The sequence below is a fragment of the Clostridium sp. 1001270J_160509_D11 genome, from assembly GCF_015667935.1.
Lineage (GTDB): Bacteria > Bacillota > Clostridia > Peptostreptococcales > Peptostreptococcaceae > Intestinibacter.
On sequence record NZ_JADPET010000002.1, the window covers coordinates 1 to 18,232 of the forward strand.

Sequence of the window (18,232 nt, forward strand, 5' to 3'; positions counted from 1 at the left end):
ATAATATATATGGAAAGAAAAATTTAAAAAATCACCAGTAAAAGTACATAATCATATCTAAAATTAATAATTTCAAAACAACTTATTGGAAAAGCTTATCTAAATTAACATCACACAATAAAAATTTTCAAAATAACAATTAAAAATACATTATCAGCCCAAAGTTACTATCACATTTGAAGGATTAACCCAAAATGTAACATAGTAACTTTTTTTATTTGCTCTATGAAAGGGGGGCGAGGGATTATGGGTTAAAAGTATAATCAAATATAGTTAGTTTCTAAGTATCAATTCTAAAATTAAAAGTTTATAAAATCAAAAAGGAGTGATTTATATGAAAAAACAATTATTAATCGGATCTATGTTGGCATTATCTACCATATTATCTGCTTGTAGTAATGACAAGTCAAATCAGTTGTATGAGGAGGCTATGGCAAATGGCAAGTCAAGTGTAATAGAAGAGGAGTATTACGAGGCAATTGATGATTTTAGGTCCGCTCTGGAGTATAAAGAAGGGGATACAGAGGCTGAGAAGTTAATTGAGCAGTTGGAGTTGTTGTTGGATGCGAAAAAGGCAAAGGAAGATAATGTTTATTCTGGGGAAATTGAGAAGTTAGACAAGGTTAATTCTATTACAACTGATGATGATGTTGTTAAGGAGAAGGCTAATGAGTATAAAAATGAAGCAGAGGCTTTTACAATATATGAGGCTATAGTAAAAGCAGAGAAAGACTTGGATACACCTATATATGATTCATCAAAGAATTATGAAAAAAATCATGAATCATATATTTCTATAAGTAAAGAACCTCAATATATTAATGGTGAGAAGGCATATATAGCTACAGTTTATTGGTATGAGAAAGGTGATGATTTTTGGATGCATCAAAATGTTTATGTATTTGAAAATAGAATAGAGTAATTTTATTTGGTACTCCCAGGGGGATGCTCCTGGGAGTTTTTTTAACAAAATCAAAGAAAAGAAAGGATGATAATATGTCAAAATATAAAAAACAACATTATGTACCACGTTTATATTTAAAAGGATTTGCAATTAATAAAAAGCAAGACAGAATAAATGTGTATGATAAATCTAGAAATAAATTTAGAAAAAATCAACAATTTATGAATGTTGCAGCAGAAAATTATTTTTATGACTTTGATTTGGAAGCCATATATGAAAGTTGTTCTGAAGAAAAGAAGACAGAATTTCATAAGGTTTTTGGAAATGATGCCACACCAAAAAGTGTAAGAGATAAACACTTAGTAGAAAAGTTTTTAGGGGATATGGTAGAGGGGGCTTACAAAAAATTTTTGGATAAATTAATTTCTTCAATAGATAGAGCAAAAAATAATAGTTGGTGTCTTAAGAATTGTATGTGCTTATCAGAAGACGATAAAAAAGAATTTTCATATTATTTAGCAATTCAATTTTTTAGAGGAAAGTACTTACCGAATTCATTTACAGCATTTTGTGAAAAGGTAGTAGGGATTAAGATTAGCGAGAATGCAGCTAAGTTAGAACAAATTAAATGTTTAATTGACAGCAAAAGAATAAATATAGTTAGGGATGTACTTTTGAAGCATAAATGGGTAATATATATAAATAATACAGATATTGATCTTTATACATCAGATAATCCATTTATAATACAACCACACACATCTAAAATGGGAGTCCAATGCAACTATTTGAATGCTGATTCGGTTGAATATGTTTTTCCAATAACAAAGTCTGCAATACTTGTTATTTATAGTGAAAAAGCATATGAAGTAATGCAATCAAAACATGGTATAGATATATATCCTGATGATATGAAGCCTGAAGATAGAAGATTTAGAGAAATGAATAATATAAAACAAGCTGAATATTATAATACTCTTCAAATAGCTTATAGTATAAATGAGATTTACTTTAGTGATGATAGTGATAAATTTATAAAACGAACTTTAAAAGCCCATCCAGAGTTTTTAACGAAAGAGTATATTACGAAATTGGACGATAATGAATAAATATATATAGTTCAGAAGGCCTTGGAAAGTAGTATATGAGGTCTTTTTATGTTGTCTCCTATATAATCAAAAAAATACCACAAAAAAAAGGAAAAAACTCCTTTAATGTAGAACTTTAGAATGTAGTCTGAAAACAAACAAGGAGGCATTCCATGAAAATAACATTATCACAAGGAATATTAGTAAACGAAAGAAGCAAAGAAATAGATGAATTTGCGAATATTGTCAAAACAATCGAGAGTGATGTCATACCTCACAAAGGGGATTTTATAAGCGACAGTTTATACGGCGAGTTTAATATTTACGAGTATGAAGTTACTGATGTTGTCATAAGTTATACGGATAATTGCTGTCAAGTGGATTTGGAACCTATGATTGTGGGAAGTAAGGAATTAGTACAAAGATATAAAGACGAAATTGCTCCATGGCACGGTTGGGAGTAAGATAAAAGGCTGGAATAGAAGTTCTGGCCTTTTTTGCGTCATGAAATGCACTGTCGAAATAGGGGCTATGATGGGGTATTTTAATTAGAAATCAAACAATATACAAAGTAAGTTTTTAGTTTTATAAACATATATCAATTTATGTATTATTTTATATAAGACTATCAATTATTATAGATATTAATAGGAATATGTCGTACGAAAGTATTAAAAAAATTGACGGAAAATAATGAAAATTCCAATAAATTGTGGTACTATTATATTACTGAAGGTGGCCGCTTTTATTTAAAATAATTTGTTTATGAGTATTTTAAGTGATATATTTTTTATTAGAAAGAAGGGTAGATAAAAAGCTATATAATCTTAAATAATTTGGTGAGAGTAAGGAATTTTGATAACTAATGTGGTTGTGAAGTGCAAAATAAGTGATGTTTAAAGGAGGTAACTTATGCAAAATATAACAAATATAATTGCAGAGATACTTTGCAAGAGAAATCTACTTTCGACAATTAAGTATGATGCTTTCCTGGATGAAATAAAAGAAAGAAATGTCTATATTATAAGTGAAAATACTGTGAAGAATATACTTTTGCTTATCGAAAATTATGGTTCTTATTATGTATATGTTCCAAGCAAGAAGACAGTTTATAAGTATCTTAGAGATGCAGAAATTGTAAAATCTCGTGATAACGGAATGACTTCAAAACAGATTGGCGAACTTTTTAATCTTAATAGAAGGAGAGTCGATCAAATTTTAAAGAAAAAGCGTGAAGAGGCTAAGAATAAGGATAAGAGAGATTCATCAATAGAAATAATATTGTTGATAAATGAGGATGAATAATAAAGTTAAATAATTACGAATAAATAATCGATAGCAAGGAGCTGAAAAGTTTCTTGCTATTTTTATTTTGAAACGTGTGCATAAATATATAAAACCTATGCAAAATATGAGAAAGATATGCAATTATAAATTTTGAAATTTTAAGGAAATTATAAATTAAAAGTGCAAATTTGATTATGTTGAAAGGAAGGATTGTTATGACTAAGGAAGAAATGATACAAGAGCTTTTAGATTATTGTGAGCAAGATGAGGAGGAACTTATGGATTATTCTGAGGAAGAGTTGGAGGAGATTTGGGAGACGAGGGAGGGGATTATTCAGGGGCTTGTTGAGGATTTTAACCAATATGATGAGGAACTTCGACAATATTCTAAGGACGAGCTTATTGAGTTGCGTGAGGAACTCGACGATATGAAGGATTTGTTATATCCAAATGAGTATGATGAGGATGCTGATGATTTTGAATATGACGATTTTGATGATGATTATGAATAAGGAGGCATAAGTCATGTTACTTGAGTTTTCCTGCAGCAATTTTAAGTCGATTAAGGAAAAGGTCACTTTTTCGGCTATTGCGACGGATGATAGCAAAAACGAGGAATTTTTAAGGAAGTTTGGCGATTTTAGGGTTTTGCATACGTCTGTGATTTATGGGCCAAATGGTTCGGGAAAGAGCAACCTTTTTAAGGCGATTGGATTTGTGAGGGATTTGGTGCTTAAAAGTTGTGAGAAAAAGGCTGGGGAGGTGTTGAAACAACCTCGTCACAAGATGGCATCTCAGGATGAAAAAAGCGAATTTAATATACAATTTATAATGGGCAATGTTAGATATGCTTATGGATTTGTGTTAAGAAACAATTTGGTGAGTGAGGAGTATTTATATTATTTTGCGCGTGAGCGCGAAGAAATTGTGAAAGTTTTTGAGAGAGAGGAAGGAGAAGTCTGTCTCGGTGAAAAATTTGAGGAAAATAAGGTGTTGTTGGAGATAACTAAAGACGAGCTTGGCGATAATAGGCTGTTGTTGTCTTGTATTGGAAATAAAAGTGGCATTTGTGAGATAAGTGATGCATTTTTGTTTTTTAAGTTACATCTTGTCATACATAATATGGAGGTAAAAAGCGAAAGGGAAAACTGCATTAGGGCCATGATGGAAAATGAGGAGATGAGGAAGTTGATCATCTCTGTTTTTAACGAGTTGGACAGCGATATAAAGGATATTAGAGTTGAAGATGGGGACGAGGGGCCAAGGGTGAAAGTGGTTTACGATGAGTTTGAAACTGATTTGGCCTATGAGGAGTCGACGGGAATCAACAAATTGTTTGACCTCGTGCTCCCTATGGTGCAGAGTTTTGTAAATGGGAAGGTGATGATTGTGGACGAAATCGAGTTAAACCTTCACCGAAATGTCTCTTATAAAATTATCAACTTATTCAACACCCATCTTCCGAACAACTCTGCCCAGCTTATTTTCACAAGCCACGATATAAGTCTGCTTAGCTTGAATTTGTTTAGAAATGACCAGATTTGGTTTGCACAGCTGGGAAAAGATAGGGCGACTGAGTTGTATTCCCTTGTTGAGATTAAAAATATTAGAGCAGATGAAAATATCGCCAAGGGGTATGTTATGGGAAGGTATGGAGCTGTTCCTATTTTTAAAAACAATGGCGGTGTTGTGAGATGAAGTCTGGTAAGCAGCGAAATTTAAATTTAACCCAAAGGAAGTCGGGGACAAGGGATAAAATCCAACCTGAAGTTGTGAAGTTTAGCTTAGATGAGATTAAAAAGCATTTTGAGGATAGCATCTCAGACATCGAGGAGCAGTTTAAGACGATTGACTTGTTGGAAAGCAAGGATAGGGAGAAAATAGACTATATCCTGCGCTCCCAAATTGTGTTTTTAGGTGGCTCGCTCGACTTTTATTTTCACGAAATTACTCAATTCGGCATAATGCAGATGTATGACGAAATATGGCAAGAGACAAAACCTTATAAAAATCTAAACATCAAGCTTGGGACGATTTTGGGCGTGTTAAAAGGAGAGAAGGACGACTCCTGGTTTATCGAGTTTATCAACTACGAATACAGCAAGATTTCGCTGATTTCTTACGACTCGATTGAAAAGGCGATGAACATGATCGGGCTGCATATGTACCAAATTGCGAACAAAATCTACGGCGAGGAAATCGAGAGAAAGGAAAGAGTAATCAAGCTGAAAGAAAGGATGAACCGCCTCTGCGAAAGACGAAACTGCATCGCCCACCAGTTTGATATGTTTCACGAAAATGCCGAGAAAAAGCCGATTCATATTAATACGGTGAGGGAGTTTATCGAGGATGCGAAGGAAATTGTTGATGTCGTTTATGAATTGATGCTGGAGCATGACGTCGTGAAGAGATAGTGTTGGTGTATTAATTGCATAATCGTGTTCAACCATTGGACATCAAATGGTTGAGTATGATTGTGCGAGTTTAAGGTTTAAGTAAGAAATATTAGAGCATTGTTATTCTATTTAACAAGTTTGTGATGAATAACTTTATAAAAAATTAAAATCCCACCTAAGTTACTTATTATGGGGGCATGGTTACTTGTTGTAGAACCTTGTTTACTTATTATAGCAACTGGGGTGGGGTTTGTATTTTATAGAAAACATCTTGTGACGATTTTAACGATATTTTTTTACATATTTCGTACTTGCTGTGATGAAGTATCCTGATTTCAGCTTATACATATTTGTGTCGCTTCGTTTTATTAGGGAGTCGACTGTGAAGACTTCGCCAGTTTTTGCGACTCCGACGACGCTGGATGATTTGAAGTCAGGGGTCTTGTGGTAGTTTACATCTTGGATGATTTTTATTAATTTTGGGATTGGTGTAGGAGCTGTGCAGTTTATTATATCGTCGACATTTATTTTGCCAGCTTTCAAATTCCAACAATCTAACTTAAATTGCACCATTTTGTCTGGATTTTTGACCATATATATTGGGCAAAGTTTGTATGATTTGCCGACGACGTCGGTGTGAGTGATGATGTCTGTTTTACAATTTAGCCCTTTATATTGACAGAGCCACGCGCATAGATGGACCATGCTTTTGTAGGTTGCATCTGTGTAGTGATTGTCTGAACCTGTTGTGGCAACTTCGATTGCGATTGCGTACGAGTTTGCACTATTTGTCGCATAACATATTTCGTTTGTCGGAATAAGTTGATAAATTGTGCCATCGAGGTCGATAACGTAATGCGATGAGGCGTAGATGTACTTGCCATTGACTTTGTAGCCATTTGCCACGACATTGTTGAAATATGAAACAGTTTTTAGGCCCTCTACATCAGCTTTGCCAGTGTAGTGAATGGCGATTTTCTTGGCAGTTAGGGGAGTGCCCGGTCTGCCGAATTTGTTTTTCTTCTGCCATTTTTCAATGACAGTTGGCTTGTTTAACATGGTATTCCTCCTTTAAAATTGTAGATAATTAACGATAAATCCTTTGCTAAAATAGCAGAGGATTATTGAGTTAAAATGATAAATTAATTATTTAAAATGGAAGATCATCATCAGTACAAGCTGTCAAGTTAGAAGTCGGGTCGTCGCTTAGTTCTGAATTATTAGTTGGATTATTAGAGGTAGTGCCAGAATTAGTGCTTGATGAAGTCTGACTATTTGTGACATCGCTGCTAGTAGATTGACTATTAGATTGATTGCCAATTTCGCTATCAGTTCCACCGATATTAGTATTTGCAACAGTAGTCTCGCTATCAGTTATATCACCACCACTATTTGTGACAGCAGTTTCGCTACTATTTATTTCGTTGCCACCATTATTCTTATTAGGCGTATTGAGTTTCATAATAGAATTTGCTACGACTTTGGCGTAGTTTCTGTTGTTGCCTGTTGAGTCGATGAAGCGGTCGATGTGGAGACTGCCGCTGATTGCAACGAGGCAACCTTTTTCGATATAAGTTGCGCAGTATTCCGCCTTTTTGCCCCAAATTTCAACAGGGATAAAGTCGGTTACGGCTTGGTTATCTTTTCTGTAGCTGCGGTCGATTGCTATTGTGAATTTTGAGATTGCAGTGCCTGTGTTGATAAATCTAAGGTCCGGGTCGGCTGTAAGTCTTCCGATTAAAGTAACTGAATTCATAATTAAACCTCCTTAAGGTATATAAATTTTAGCAAAAGCTGTCTTGTGTCCAGACAGGGGTATATCCAAAGTCTTTTTTAAGTTCGTATTCGCCTTGGGTGTAAAATCGCTTGCGGCTGTTGTCGAATGATAGTGAGAGTTTGTGTTTTACTATGCCGGTAATTCTGTTTTTTAGTATGTCTATGTAGGTTACTGACTTTTCGGTATCGCGGTATGCTTTGAATACGTAGTCGGCTAAGTTTGGGATTTCGCTGGCACCTGATATTTCAAACACGTGTGATTCTCTGTTCATAAGCGAGCTTTTGTTTGAATGGGCGACTAGGATTATGACGAGGTCGTATTTTTTAGCTAGGTTTTTCAATGCTTTGACGGCGATTATTTGTTTTTCGTATTTGTCCGAACCGCTACATTCTAGAGTCATCAAGTTGTCGAGGATAAAAAATTTTACGTCTTTTCTTATGGCGAGATATTCGATAACATTCGCCAAATTTATTTCGTCGGCTCTGGCGTCTTTTGAATATATAAAAAGTCGCTCTTTTGTCCAGTTTCTGATTAAATCAATCCCTTCTTGTGTGACTTTGGTGTATTTGCCAAAGCTGTTTGTGTAAGAGCCAAGATGTTCTGGATTTGCAACAGTTCGACAAAACCACTCGATCATCATCTGGTAAGTCAGCTCGCCGGAGTAGAGAAAGGAATTAAACCCGAGGCTTAGCGCATTTGCCAAGACTTGATTTAAAAAAGTACTCTTTCCGGAGCCGGGATTACCTGTCAAAATCGACAAAGTTCCGTAATTTAGCCCACTTCCAGTCGCCGAATCGAGACTCATAAACCCAGTCTGGATGGCGCCTGTGTTTTGGTTTTGGAGCGAAATTGTGGATGCATCGATAAAGAGATTTTCGATGTCGCCATTGTCCAAAATCGTCGACTTCAAATCATCAGACACTTTTATAAGCTCGGAACTCTCCATAGTCTGGATAGTTTTTGTCGTTTGTGAAAGAAGTTCTTTGATGCTGCGTTTTACGGCGTACTCCTTGACAATTTTCATATAGAAGATGATGTTGTCGGTGGATGCGACGATTGTCATCAAATCTGCCAAATATGACATACCGCCGATTTTTTCAAGCATACCTTCTTTTTTAAGCTCGTTGCCCAAGGTTATCGGGTCGATTTGGCTGTTGGAGTCGGACAGCTTTTTCATACATTTGTATATTATTGTGTGTTTTGGGACGAAGAAGTCGTCGGCACAAAAGTTGACGTCGTTGCCATGAGTTATGCTCTCAGGCTCGATTAAAATTGCGCCGAGAATATTTTGTTCGGCCTCAATATTGTAAAGTCCCATAAAATCTCCCCCTTATTTCAAATTTAAAACATAATATTGCAGAGCTTATATCCTAGTAAAATTGCCGTTTTCGTAGTTTTTGCGAGCGAGAATCTCGTCGTATTGTTTTCTCAAATCCCACGGACTAAGCACCAAACTTGACCAAAATTCATCATCGAGATAAATCCACTTGATAAGCTCCGTAACCTCCCTGAAATCTCGATTGTCCTCATGTAAAATAAGCTCAAATGCACTTATCCAGTTTTTAAGGTCTGGAGTTTTGAAGTTGTGATTGTTTTTCTTGATCAGCTTGAACAAAAGCTGAGCAAGTAAAAACTCGGCACTAGATTCATCGAATGTTTTTAATTTATTTGATTTATTTAATTGATCAATTATCTGTTCGTCATTTTCATCATGGGGATAAGGCATTTTGTCAAGGGGGTTGTGACTAAAATCTATGACGTTTGGATTTTTATCTAGGGGGTATTGACTGAAATCGACGATGTGTTTATCCATGTCAATAGGGTCGTGATTAAAATCATTACCTTCATTATCTAAATCACTATCTTCGGGATTAAAATTATCGATTGCGTGATTTATATCATTGAGACTGTAGTTAAAATCATTAGGGTCGGGAATTGAATCGATTGAGTTTTGGGCTGAGGTTGCATTTTTCTTATCAGTTTGGAAACGGATTAGATGGACATAATTTTCGCCCAAAGCGTAATAAGAATAATTTCCGCCATAATGAAGAAGTTTTTTCTTTAAAATTTGTGAGTCGCACATTTTTTTCAGCCTTTTATAGACGGCGCTTTTTCCGATAGACATAATGCAGATATCTTCCACAATCTTTTCGTAAAAGACCCAATAATATTTTTCCTCATCAACAATAGCACAGCGCATATTGCCAGAGTCCTTAAAATCGACAAACCATCTTAATATAACAAGATCTATCAAATCTAGATTAAATTCGCACGCGGCCTTTTGGGAAAAGCCCATAATAGTATACTTCATAATTTCACTCTCCTAAAAATTTATATAAATAGACCTCCCCCACAAGAGCAGGGGAGGCACAGGCACTCGGGGAAGTAAGCGCCCGTTTGATAGCTTATTTTGACTCTTTTAAACTGATGATATTAGTTGAAAGCTCATTTATACTACTTGTTAAGGTTTCCAGCTTGGCCTCGAGCCTTATCAAAAGATAAATCGACACAGCCACCGGAAATCCGACGTTCGCAATCAATGTTTCAATAATCTCCATATTACCACCGAGCTAAAAATTTTATAAAACTAAGTCGTAATCAGTTGTTTGAGTAGTAACAATTTGAGCCTCAACAGCTTCAACTAAAGCGTAGTCGTTTTTCTTGAAAACATTCTTTTCTACGATTAACTCCATCGCAGTTTTGATTTGTTCTTCAGTCAGGTCGTCTTTCGGGTCATCAATAGATATAGTCACATTTTTACCGGCTGAATTTCTAAATATCATTACGAGTTTTTTGTTTTCATCCATAATAAGTCTCCTTTCATATTTGGGCTGGGGAAAGATATGGTAAAGTCCCCAGCCTTAGTTTACTTCCTTTTGAAACAATGTTTCGTTATTCAGATAATGTGCTGTTGTCTAACCTAACAATGTTGTAGACTTCGTGTTTTTGGAGAGAAGCGATTGCGTTTGCAACGTCCAACACGTTTTGGTTAGTAGCAGCGGGATCGACAAAGCCGAAAGTTTTTGTACCTTTTATTTGTTTAGAGTTTTGGTCCAAACCTTTGTCAAGATATAACTTTAATGATGATAAATTTTTAGTTGCTATAACTGCCATAATTTTGCCTCCTTTTATATTATTTAAGAGAAAAAATCTCCTAGTTACATTTTTAAAAAATTAATTAGTTGCAAAGATCTAAAGAATTAAGTCGTAATCGTCTGTTTGTGAATTAATAATCTGTGCATCGACTGCCTCCACAAGCGTGTGGTTGTTTTTCTTGAAAATATTCTTTTCAATTATAAGCTCCATCGCAGCCTTGATCTGCTCCTCTGTCAAATCGTCCCTTGGGTCGTCGATACTCAGCGTGACATTTTTTCCAATTCTGTTTTTAAAAGTCATCACAAGTTTGTTGTTTTCAACCATTTCATCACCTCCAAAATCTAAAATTATCGCTTTTCTTACTAAAATAGTAATATAGATGGGGGCGCAAGTGTTAATGTAAGGCGCTTGTGTAATGTTACATTATAAAGTTACAAAAAACTTTCCAAAAATATAAAGTAGGGAAGTGATTAACATATATTATTTCCGAGTTTGAGTATAAACTTATAAGAAAATAACATATAAGGGGGAAGTAAAATGGATAAAAAAGATGAACAAAGAATATACGTTCCAGAAGACTTGCAACGCTTTTATGAAATAGTCGGCGACAAAGCATACAGAGAAGTTGTCGCTGAATATGGCGGAACTAATGTCTACATACCTGTGGATATTTATTTTACAAAGGAAGAGCGAAATAAGATGATATTTGAGGAGTATAAAAAGGGGGTTGGATATATTAAGTTGGTGAGAAAGTTTGGCCTTTGCGAGAGTACGATTAGGAAGATTGTGAAGAAGATGAAGAAGTAGGTGGATAATTTAAAGGTCTTTATTGTTCTATTCATTTATGATAAAACTTACAAAAATGGATAGAACAATACTTGTCTAAAGTACTAAATTTAAAAATATTCTATTTAATAATAAAAAATATTAAATTTATGGAAAAAAGTACCAAAAAAGATATATAATATAAAAATAAAGAGGAATAATAAGAATTATTAGTATTTAGGTAAATAATGGTACGTTTCCTATATTAAAGATATTAAATTTATTTTATTAAAAGGAATTTGTATAAATTTATCGAATTTTTTCATATTGAGGTTTTAAAATATAAATTCAGCTCTTAATAAGAGTGAAAGGGGATATTTTGATGAATAAAAAAAAGGGTGTAATAGGTGTAATAATAGTAGTTATATGTATAGTTGCAGTCGTAGCAGGTTTTTATATTAATAAAAGCAAAAAGGAAGAGGCTAGAAACAAAGTAAAGGAAGATTATAATTTATCAGATGAAGAGATGAAAACACTAACAGACGAAGATATAAAGAAACTAGCAAATGATGAGGCAAAGGTAGAAGTAAAGGAAGTTAAAAAACCTACAAAAGACTCTTTAGATGTAGATAAAATAGCAGGGTTTGACTATCAAAATCAAAAAAAAGTAGGAGGACTTACACTACCATATAAAGTAGAAAAAACAGACTTAGTAGTAGAAAATATAGGTCAATACACTGGCCAATTTATTGAAGATGGAAGCGATAAACCTGTAGCAAATGTATTATCATTATTAGTAAAAAACAATTCAAACAAAGTAGTTCAATATGGAGAAATTAACATCAAAGTAAACGGAAACAAAAATGCAGTATTCAAAGTTACAAATTTACCACCAAAAACATCAACTTTAGTTATGGAGTCTACAGGAAAAATCGAATTTAACAAAGATGACAAGTACAAATATGTTGATTCAATACAAGCAAAACTAGACAATATGTCACTTATGAAAGACAAGGTACAAATTACAAAGCAAGAAGACGGAGTAATAGGTATTAAAAACGTATCAGGCAAGGATTTGGGAACTGTATATGTTTACTATAAATACTTCCAAGAAGGGGGAGCTTATTTAGGCGGTATTACATATAGGGTTAAATTTGAAAATGTTAAAGCCGGTGCGAGTGTTGAGGAAAAGACAAGCCATTTTTCTAAGAATTCTAGTGAGATATTGATGGTGGATGCTTTTTAGGGAGTTAAATATTATTAATTACATATTTAGATATAAATTGTAATTTAATATTTATATAAGATATTTATATAAATTTGTTTAATTTATCTTAAATTATTTTGATAAAAAAAGGGGGGAAAAGATAAATTCTTAGCCGTATTTAAGGTAAATTAACAAAATGAAAGGGGGACAAAAAATGGACAAGATTTTTAAAAGAACAGTAAGTATTCTTGTTGCACTTGTTATGACGATTGTTATGATACCTGCTAATGCTTTTGTATCCTTTGCTGATGAAGGTGGAAATATAAAATCGGGCAAAGTAACAGCTAATGCAGCAGAGAATTTAACTGCAGAAGGGGAAATTACTGAAGCTAAGTATCAAAAAGTAAATAGTATAGATACACAATCCGATTATTTAATTGTTTATGAAAATGGTGGTACTTCAGTAGCATTAAATAATAAAGGTAATAGTAGTGATAATGGTACGAGTGTAACTATAACAGATGCTAAAGATGGATATTATAACATTACTAATGTTGATAGTAGTATGTTATGGAGTTTTAATAAAACAGTAACATCTAATAATACCACTAGCGAAGTTAAGATAACAAATAAAGCATCTAATCAGAATTTATCATTTAGTTCGAGAGATATTGATATTGGCAGTTCAGATAATACATTATATGTAGCGAATAGGGATGACAAATTTTCTATATATAATAAAGTTGATTATTATATAGATTATTCTTACTATTATTTAAATTATAATAGTAAATTTATGGCAAGTAGAAATGGACAACAACCTCCTTCAGCAGGTAATTTAACAATATATAAACAAATATCACAACAAACTAAAAAAGTAACTTATACATTAACTAAACCAACTAAATTAACTTATAGAGTAGGTCAAAGCCAAAATTTAAACGGGGGTAAAATAACAGTAAAGGATGAAAGTGGAAATCTTTTAAAAGAAGTAGATTTAAGTGATGAAGATGTTCAAATTACTGGATTTACTAGTGAGGCTGCAGGTACACCAGAAATAAAAGTTACATATGAAGGAAAAACTTTTAATTATTATATTACAGTAACTAACTCAACTGTAACTCCAGTTGATCCAAGTATAGATGATGATGCTCAATATCCTAATCAAGGTTCAGTAAAAGTTAATAAACAAGTTACTGAGGCAACAAAGGAAAATTTCGAAAATACAGGCCTTGCTAGATTAGAGCTTGGAGTAAAAGGTGTTCCAACTAAAAAAGGCGTAGATGCTGTATTAGTATTTGATAGATCAGCTAGTATGAATAAAACAGTATCTAATGGTAAGACTAGAACTCAAGTTGCAAAAGAAGCATCTATTAAATTTATAGAAAAAGTATTAGAAGATAATGCGGATGGAAGTTTTTCCAACAATCGTATTGCAATAGTTACTTTTAATGCTAATGCAACACGTTTAGTGGCATTAAGTGATAATGAGGCTGAACTTATAAAGGCTATAGAAGGTTTGAGTAATACAGTAAGTTCAGGAGATACCAATTATGATGCTGGTGTAATAGAAGCATCTAATATTTTAAATAGTGCTAGAAACCAAAGTGGTTATAATAGAGAGCAAGCAGTATTGTTTTTTAGTGATGGGGCACCTCAAAATGGATATAATGATGTGAACAAACCTACTAACAGTGATGGATATAATCATGATGCAACATATAATGAGTTAAAAAGTGCAGGTGCTTTTTTAAACAAACATAAATACTCTACACAAGTCAAAAATCTTCCAGCAACTATGTATACAGTTGGATTTGGATTGGCTGATTATAGTGGATTTACTAAATCTCAAATGGAAGAAATATTAAGAGATTATATGGCAACATCATCAGAAACTTTCTATTCTGTTCAAAGTGCAGGTGAATTAACAGATGCATTTGAAAAAATAGGAACAGCTATCAAAAAAGCCGGTACTAACGCGGTTGTAACAGATAAAATGGGTCCTGAATTTAATTTACAAATGGGTAAACAATACCCTTCAGGTGTAAAAAATGCAGCATTCCCAGAAGATTTTGATACAACGATAAAAGTATCAAGCTATAAAGTTGACTCAGAAGGTAATAGAACAGGAAATCCAACCAATATAGAAACAGTTACATTTAGTAATGATGGTAAGACTGCAACTTCTGATAAATTACCAGACAAGAGTAATATTATAGAAAACAATAAAATTAAGGCTAAAAATTTTACTTATGATTTAAGTACAGAAACATTTACTTGGGATATAGGTGATATAACTCAAGATGAAATAGTATTAAGTTATCCAATATACTTAGAAAATTCGATGGAAGGAACTAGAGGAGCTGGAAACTACGATACTAATGAATCTGCGATTCTAAATTATACTAATATAAATGATAAGCCATGGCATAAAGACTTTGAGGTACCATCATTACCATGGAAGAGTGCAAATGTTAAAATTGAATATTATTTAGTTAATGAAAATGGACAACCTATAAATTCAGCAGGAACAGTAGTTCCTTGGGAATATAGAGTTACATTATCTAATGAAACAAGACCGTTAGCAAAAGGTTCAAATTTAAATATAAAAGCTACAGATAATATACCTAAGGGATATGTTCTTCACAATAAAGATGCTTTCTATAAAATAGATAAAGTAGGCACAGAAAATGTAGTTAGAACATATTCAGAAAATGATAAGAGTACTCAAGTAACGGGAACTTCACCATATACAACATCATCTGTTGCATTTGGTGTAATGACTACTACTGATTTAACTCCAGATACAATAGTTCTTGACTATGGTAAACCAGTTACATTTAATGTATTAGATAATGATGGATTAAAGGATATTACATTGAATGGTGTTGTTGAGCAAGAAGGAACTGCATTAGGTGTTAACTTAAATTCAGGAGTTTCTACTACACCTAATAATAAGTTTACTAATGAAGCAACTGATGATTATGGAAAACTTGAAAAGAAAAATAATAATGGCGATGTAACTTATACATTATCTAAATATATGGATGGAATAGATAAATTCTATTATGAAGTTACAGGTAAAACTACTGGTCAAGATGGAAAAGAAGAAGATTTCTATAAATATTCATCAATAAGTGTAATACCAGCAACATCTGTTTATTATGAAGATAACTTCTCTAGTGGAACTACAAATAAGGATAAAACTACTAATGGAATAGTCTACAATGGTAAGGCATGGGAAAAAGTAACTAATGGAACAACAGATGGTAAAGAGGAACAAGATGCTGAACAAGGTATAAATACTACTTATGGTCAAGATTCTTCATATGCAAACGACACTACATTTAGTTATGGTTCTGCACACGTAGTAACTGCCGAAAAAGGAACACCAGCAAGTGCGAAGTTTACATTTAAAGGTACCGGTTTTGAAATAATAGGTAGAACTGATAATAATACAGGAATGATGACTGTTAAGGTGTATGATTTAAAATCTAATACATTAGTTAGAAATATACCATGTAATACTGTTTATGAAGAACAAGATGGTGTATTATATCAAATACCTGTAATATCTGTTGATGGATTATCTTATGGACAATATAAAGTTATTATTACTGTAACTGGAACAACTGACCAAGATGGTATGAATCATAGCAGTACAGTATATATAGATGGTGTACGTATATTTAATCCAATAGATCCAAATGGCACAGATGCTACAGAGGCTAATAATAAATATAAAGAAGACAACGAAGCAAATCAAGTTGTTTATGAAATAAGAAACTTATTATTAGACAAGAATAGTTTAACTGGTGGTACAGATGCTAATGGTATAGTATATGTTGATACTGAAGGAAATATAACAAATCCTACTACTTATAAAGATCTTGGTCCTAATAATGAAGTATACCTTAAAAAAGGTAACTCTATAGGATTTAAATTAAGATCTTCTCAACCAGCAGCTATAAAAATAGGATTAAAAACTCCTAATGGTGAAGCCGGTGAAGTGACTGTAGGTTCTAGCAAAGATTCATCTGGAGATCCAATAGTATTAAATACAGCTACATCAATGTATTATGATGTAACAAATAAAATTGTATTTGATGATAACAATGAAGCTTATGTGGTAATTACAAATACTGGTGATAATGACGCGATAGTTTCTTTAACAAAAATTAAATTTACATTTGAAAGTGAACCAGCAATTTCTCCACAATTAGTAGTTAATCAAAATGATGCAAAATATATATCAAATATGACATTGAGTAGAAATGGTGTAGAAGTTGATGATAACAATAAGGATAATACATCAGATGATAAATCAAACAGTGACACAACAGATAAACCAAATAATGATACAACAAATAATAATACAAGTGTGATAAATAAAGTTGTTAATTTCTTTAAAAATTTATTTAAAAAATAAATGATTTAAAATAAATTTTGGTAAAGGAGGGGAAAAACAACGTGAAAAAAGAATACGAGAAACCACAAATACTTGTGGAAGATTATAATATAACAGATTTATTAGCGACTAGTCCGTGTGAACAAAAAGTAAATTACGCAGATGGTTCAGTTTGCCATTCATGGTTTGAAGTTGATATTACTGATGATGAAGGAATGCCTGCAGGAGTAGGTTATTTATTTAATTCAGGAAATGCTGCATGCACTGGAGGATATATGGATCAATTGGGTAGCTATAACGGTATATGTTATCATGGTCCAGAAAATAATAACTTCTTTACTTCATAGAATTTTATTTAGTATATAAAAACTAAGATATGGTCATACCTTTTGGTATGGCCATATTTTTCATAAAAGGTACATGGAGGAGTAAATAAATGGGTTTCTATAAAATAGGAGATATATTTATAACTATTGATTCGGAGATAAGATTGAACAAATATAGCATAATGGAAAAATTTAGATGCGATAATAATGTGGAAAAAGGAGTTATTTATAAAATTAGAATATCAGAGCCATATAGATTAGATGAAGAAAAATTAATTTATAAAAATGGTAATATTAGAATATATGATTATGGTGAAAAAATATTTAGGATATATGGTACAAATGATTTATTTGGAGATTATGCTTGTGTAGAAATTAGAAGAGATAGTAGTGAGTATATATGCAATATATATAAAGGAAAAGAAAAAGCTTTTTATAGCACAAAACAATTATTAGAATTATTGGTTATGGAAGATGTATTTTTAAAAAATAAAGGTATAATTTTACATTCATCAAATGTGATGTTTGAAAATAAAAGTGTACTTTTTACTGCTCCTTCAGGTACAGGAAAGTCTACTCAAGCTGGCTTATGGAATAAAGTATTAAATACAAAGATAATTAATGGTGATAAAACACTTATCAAAAAAATTGATGGCAAATATTTTGCAATGGGAATTCCATTTTGTGGTTCTTCAAAAATATGCGAAAATGAAAAATATCCTATTAGAATTATAGTATATTTAAAACAAGGTAATTATAATAATATTAGAGAGATTTCAAAAAGTGAGTCTTATAAAAAAATAATAAGTGAAGTTACTATAAATATTTGGGATCAAGAATTTTTTAATAAAGTATCAGATATAGTATTAGACTTAATAAATTCTGTTAAAATAATAGAATTTACGTGTTTACCAGATGAAGATGCTGTTAAAGTATTAAAAGATTATATAGAAGGAACTTAAGTTGGGGGATAAAATT

20 protein-coding genes are annotated in these 18,232 nt (G+C 32.6%); 12 read left to right on the top strand and 8 right to left on the bottom strand.

Features of this window, described 5'->3' with window-relative positions:
- Positions 1–334: 334 nt before the first annotated feature.
- From I4U58_RS00390 to I4U58_RS00420, 7 genes are all read left to right on the top strand, one after another.
- Positions 335–922, top strand: coding sequence for a hypothetical protein (locus tag I4U58_RS00390; protein WP_195928831.1), 588 nt, complete (start codon positions 335–337; stop codon positions 920–922).
- Positions 923–996: 74 nt separating this feature from the next.
- Positions 997–2,013 (top strand): DUF4238 domain-containing protein, encoded by a 1,017-nt coding sequence (locus I4U58_RS00395; protein WP_195928833.1) that lies wholly within the window; start codon positions 997–999, stop codon positions 2,011–2,013.
- A 152-nt stretch (positions 2,014–2,165) separates the two neighbouring features.
- Positions 2,166–2,456 carry a hypothetical protein gene (locus I4U58_RS00400; RefSeq protein ID WP_195928835.1) on the top strand — a complete coding sequence of 97 codons (291 nt, stop codon included), beginning with the start codon at positions 2,166–2,168 and terminating at the stop codon, positions 2,454–2,456.
- A 448-nt stretch (positions 2,457–2,904) separates the two neighbouring features.
- Complete coding sequence (locus I4U58_RS00405; RefSeq protein ID WP_195928837.1) at positions 2,905–3,297, top strand: helix-turn-helix domain-containing protein; 393 nt, start codon at positions 2,905–2,907, stop codon at positions 3,295–3,297.
- Positions 3,298–3,494: 197 nt separating this feature from the next.
- Positions 3,495–3,791: a hypothetical protein gene (locus I4U58_RS00410; RefSeq protein ID WP_195928839.1), complete on the top strand. Its 297-nt coding sequence runs from the start codon at positions 3,495–3,497 to the stop codon at positions 3,789–3,791.
- Between the two features lie 13 nt (positions 3,792–3,804).
- Positions 3,805–4,977 carry an ATP-binding protein gene (locus I4U58_RS00415; RefSeq protein WP_195928841.1) on the top strand — a complete coding sequence of 391 codons (1,173 nt, stop codon included), beginning with the start codon at positions 3,805–3,807 and terminating at the stop codon, positions 4,975–4,977.
- Complete coding sequence (locus I4U58_RS00420; RefSeq protein WP_195928843.1) at positions 4,974–5,693, top strand: HEPN domain-containing protein; 720 nt, start codon at positions 4,974–4,976, stop codon at positions 5,691–5,693. The genes I4U58_RS00415 and I4U58_RS00420 overlap by 4 nt, the downstream gene beginning before the upstream one ends.
- 264 nt (positions 5,694–5,957) lie before the next feature.
- Here I4U58_RS00420 and I4U58_RS00425 read toward each other — a convergent pair whose 3' ends face one another.
- The 8 genes from I4U58_RS00425 to I4U58_RS00460 form a co-directional block, all read right to left on the bottom strand.
- Positions 5,958–6,734, bottom strand: a complete 777-nt coding sequence (locus I4U58_RS00425; protein ID WP_195928845.1) for an N-acetylmuramoyl-L-alanine amidase — start codon at positions 6,732–6,734, stop codon at positions 5,958–5,960.
- Positions 6,735–6,825: 91 nt separating this feature from the next.
- Positions 6,826–7,431 carry a single-stranded DNA-binding protein gene (locus tag I4U58_RS00430; RefSeq protein WP_195928847.1) on the bottom strand — a complete coding sequence of 202 codons (606 nt, stop codon included), beginning with the start codon at positions 7,429–7,431 and terminating at the stop codon, positions 6,826–6,828.
- 28 nt (positions 7,432–7,459) lie between these two features.
- Entirely contained in the window at positions 7,460–8,770 is a 1,311-nt protein-coding gene (locus I4U58_RS00435) for a DnaB-like helicase N-terminal domain-containing protein (RefSeq protein ID WP_195928849.1), read from the bottom strand.
- A gap of 45 nt (positions 8,771–8,815) precedes the next feature.
- Positions 8,816–9,763, bottom strand: a complete 948-nt coding sequence (locus I4U58_RS00440) for a hypothetical protein (protein WP_195928851.1) — start codon at positions 9,761–9,763, stop codon at positions 8,816–8,818.
- Between the two features lie 94 nt (positions 9,764–9,857).
- The gene (locus I4U58_RS00445; protein WP_195928853.1) at positions 9,858–10,010 is read right to left on the bottom strand and encodes a YvrJ family protein; all 153 of its coding nucleotides are present in this window, start codon (positions 10,008–10,010) and stop codon (positions 9,858–9,860) included.
- A 21-nt stretch (positions 10,011–10,031) separates the two neighbouring features.
- Positions 10,032–10,259 (bottom strand): DUF2922 domain-containing protein, encoded by a 228-nt coding sequence (locus tag I4U58_RS00450; protein WP_195928855.1) that lies wholly within the window; start codon positions 10,257–10,259, stop codon positions 10,032–10,034.
- 85 nt (positions 10,260–10,344) lie between these two features.
- A complete protein-coding gene (locus I4U58_RS00455; RefSeq protein WP_195928857.1) occupies positions 10,345–10,566 on the bottom strand; it encodes a DUF1659 domain-containing protein in 222 nt (73 codons plus the stop codon).
- A 78-nt stretch (positions 10,567–10,644) separates the two neighbouring features.
- On the bottom strand, positions 10,645–10,872 hold the full coding sequence (locus I4U58_RS00460) for a DUF2922 domain-containing protein (RefSeq protein ID WP_195928859.1): 228 nt from the start codon (positions 10,870–10,872) through the stop codon (positions 10,645–10,647).
- Positions 10,873–11,085: 213 nt separating this feature from the next.
- On the opposite strand from I4U58_RS00460, the gene I4U58_RS00465 reads away from it, so the two are divergent.
- The 5 genes from I4U58_RS00465 to I4U58_RS00485 all read left to right on the top strand — a co-directional run bounded on the left by I4U58_RS00465 (position 11,086) and on the right by I4U58_RS00485 (position 18,216).
- The gene (locus I4U58_RS00465; RefSeq protein WP_195928861.1) at positions 11,086–11,355 is read left to right on the top strand and encodes a Mor transcription activator family protein; all 270 of its coding nucleotides are present in this window, start codon (positions 11,086–11,088) and stop codon (positions 11,353–11,355) included.
- Positions 11,356–11,695: 340 nt separating this feature from the next.
- Positions 11,696–12,559, top strand: coding sequence for a hypothetical protein (locus tag I4U58_RS00470; protein ID WP_195928863.1), 864 nt, complete (start codon positions 11,696–11,698; stop codon positions 12,557–12,559).
- 175 nt (positions 12,560–12,734) lie between these two features.
- Positions 12,735–16,949 carry a VWA domain-containing protein gene (locus I4U58_RS00475; protein ID WP_195928865.1) on the top strand — a complete coding sequence of 1,405 codons (4,215 nt, stop codon included), beginning with the start codon at positions 12,735–12,737 and terminating at the stop codon, positions 16,947–16,949.
- 41 nt (positions 16,950–16,990) lie between these two features.
- Complete coding sequence (locus tag I4U58_RS00480; protein WP_195928867.1) at positions 16,991–17,275, top strand: hypothetical protein; 285 nt, start codon at positions 16,991–16,993, stop codon at positions 17,273–17,275.
- An 89-nt stretch (positions 17,276–17,364) separates the two neighbouring features.
- Positions 17,365–18,216, top strand: coding sequence for a hypothetical protein (locus I4U58_RS00485; protein WP_195928868.1), 852 nt, complete (start codon positions 17,365–17,367; stop codon positions 18,214–18,216).
- Positions 18,217–18,232: the final 16 nt, after the last annotated feature.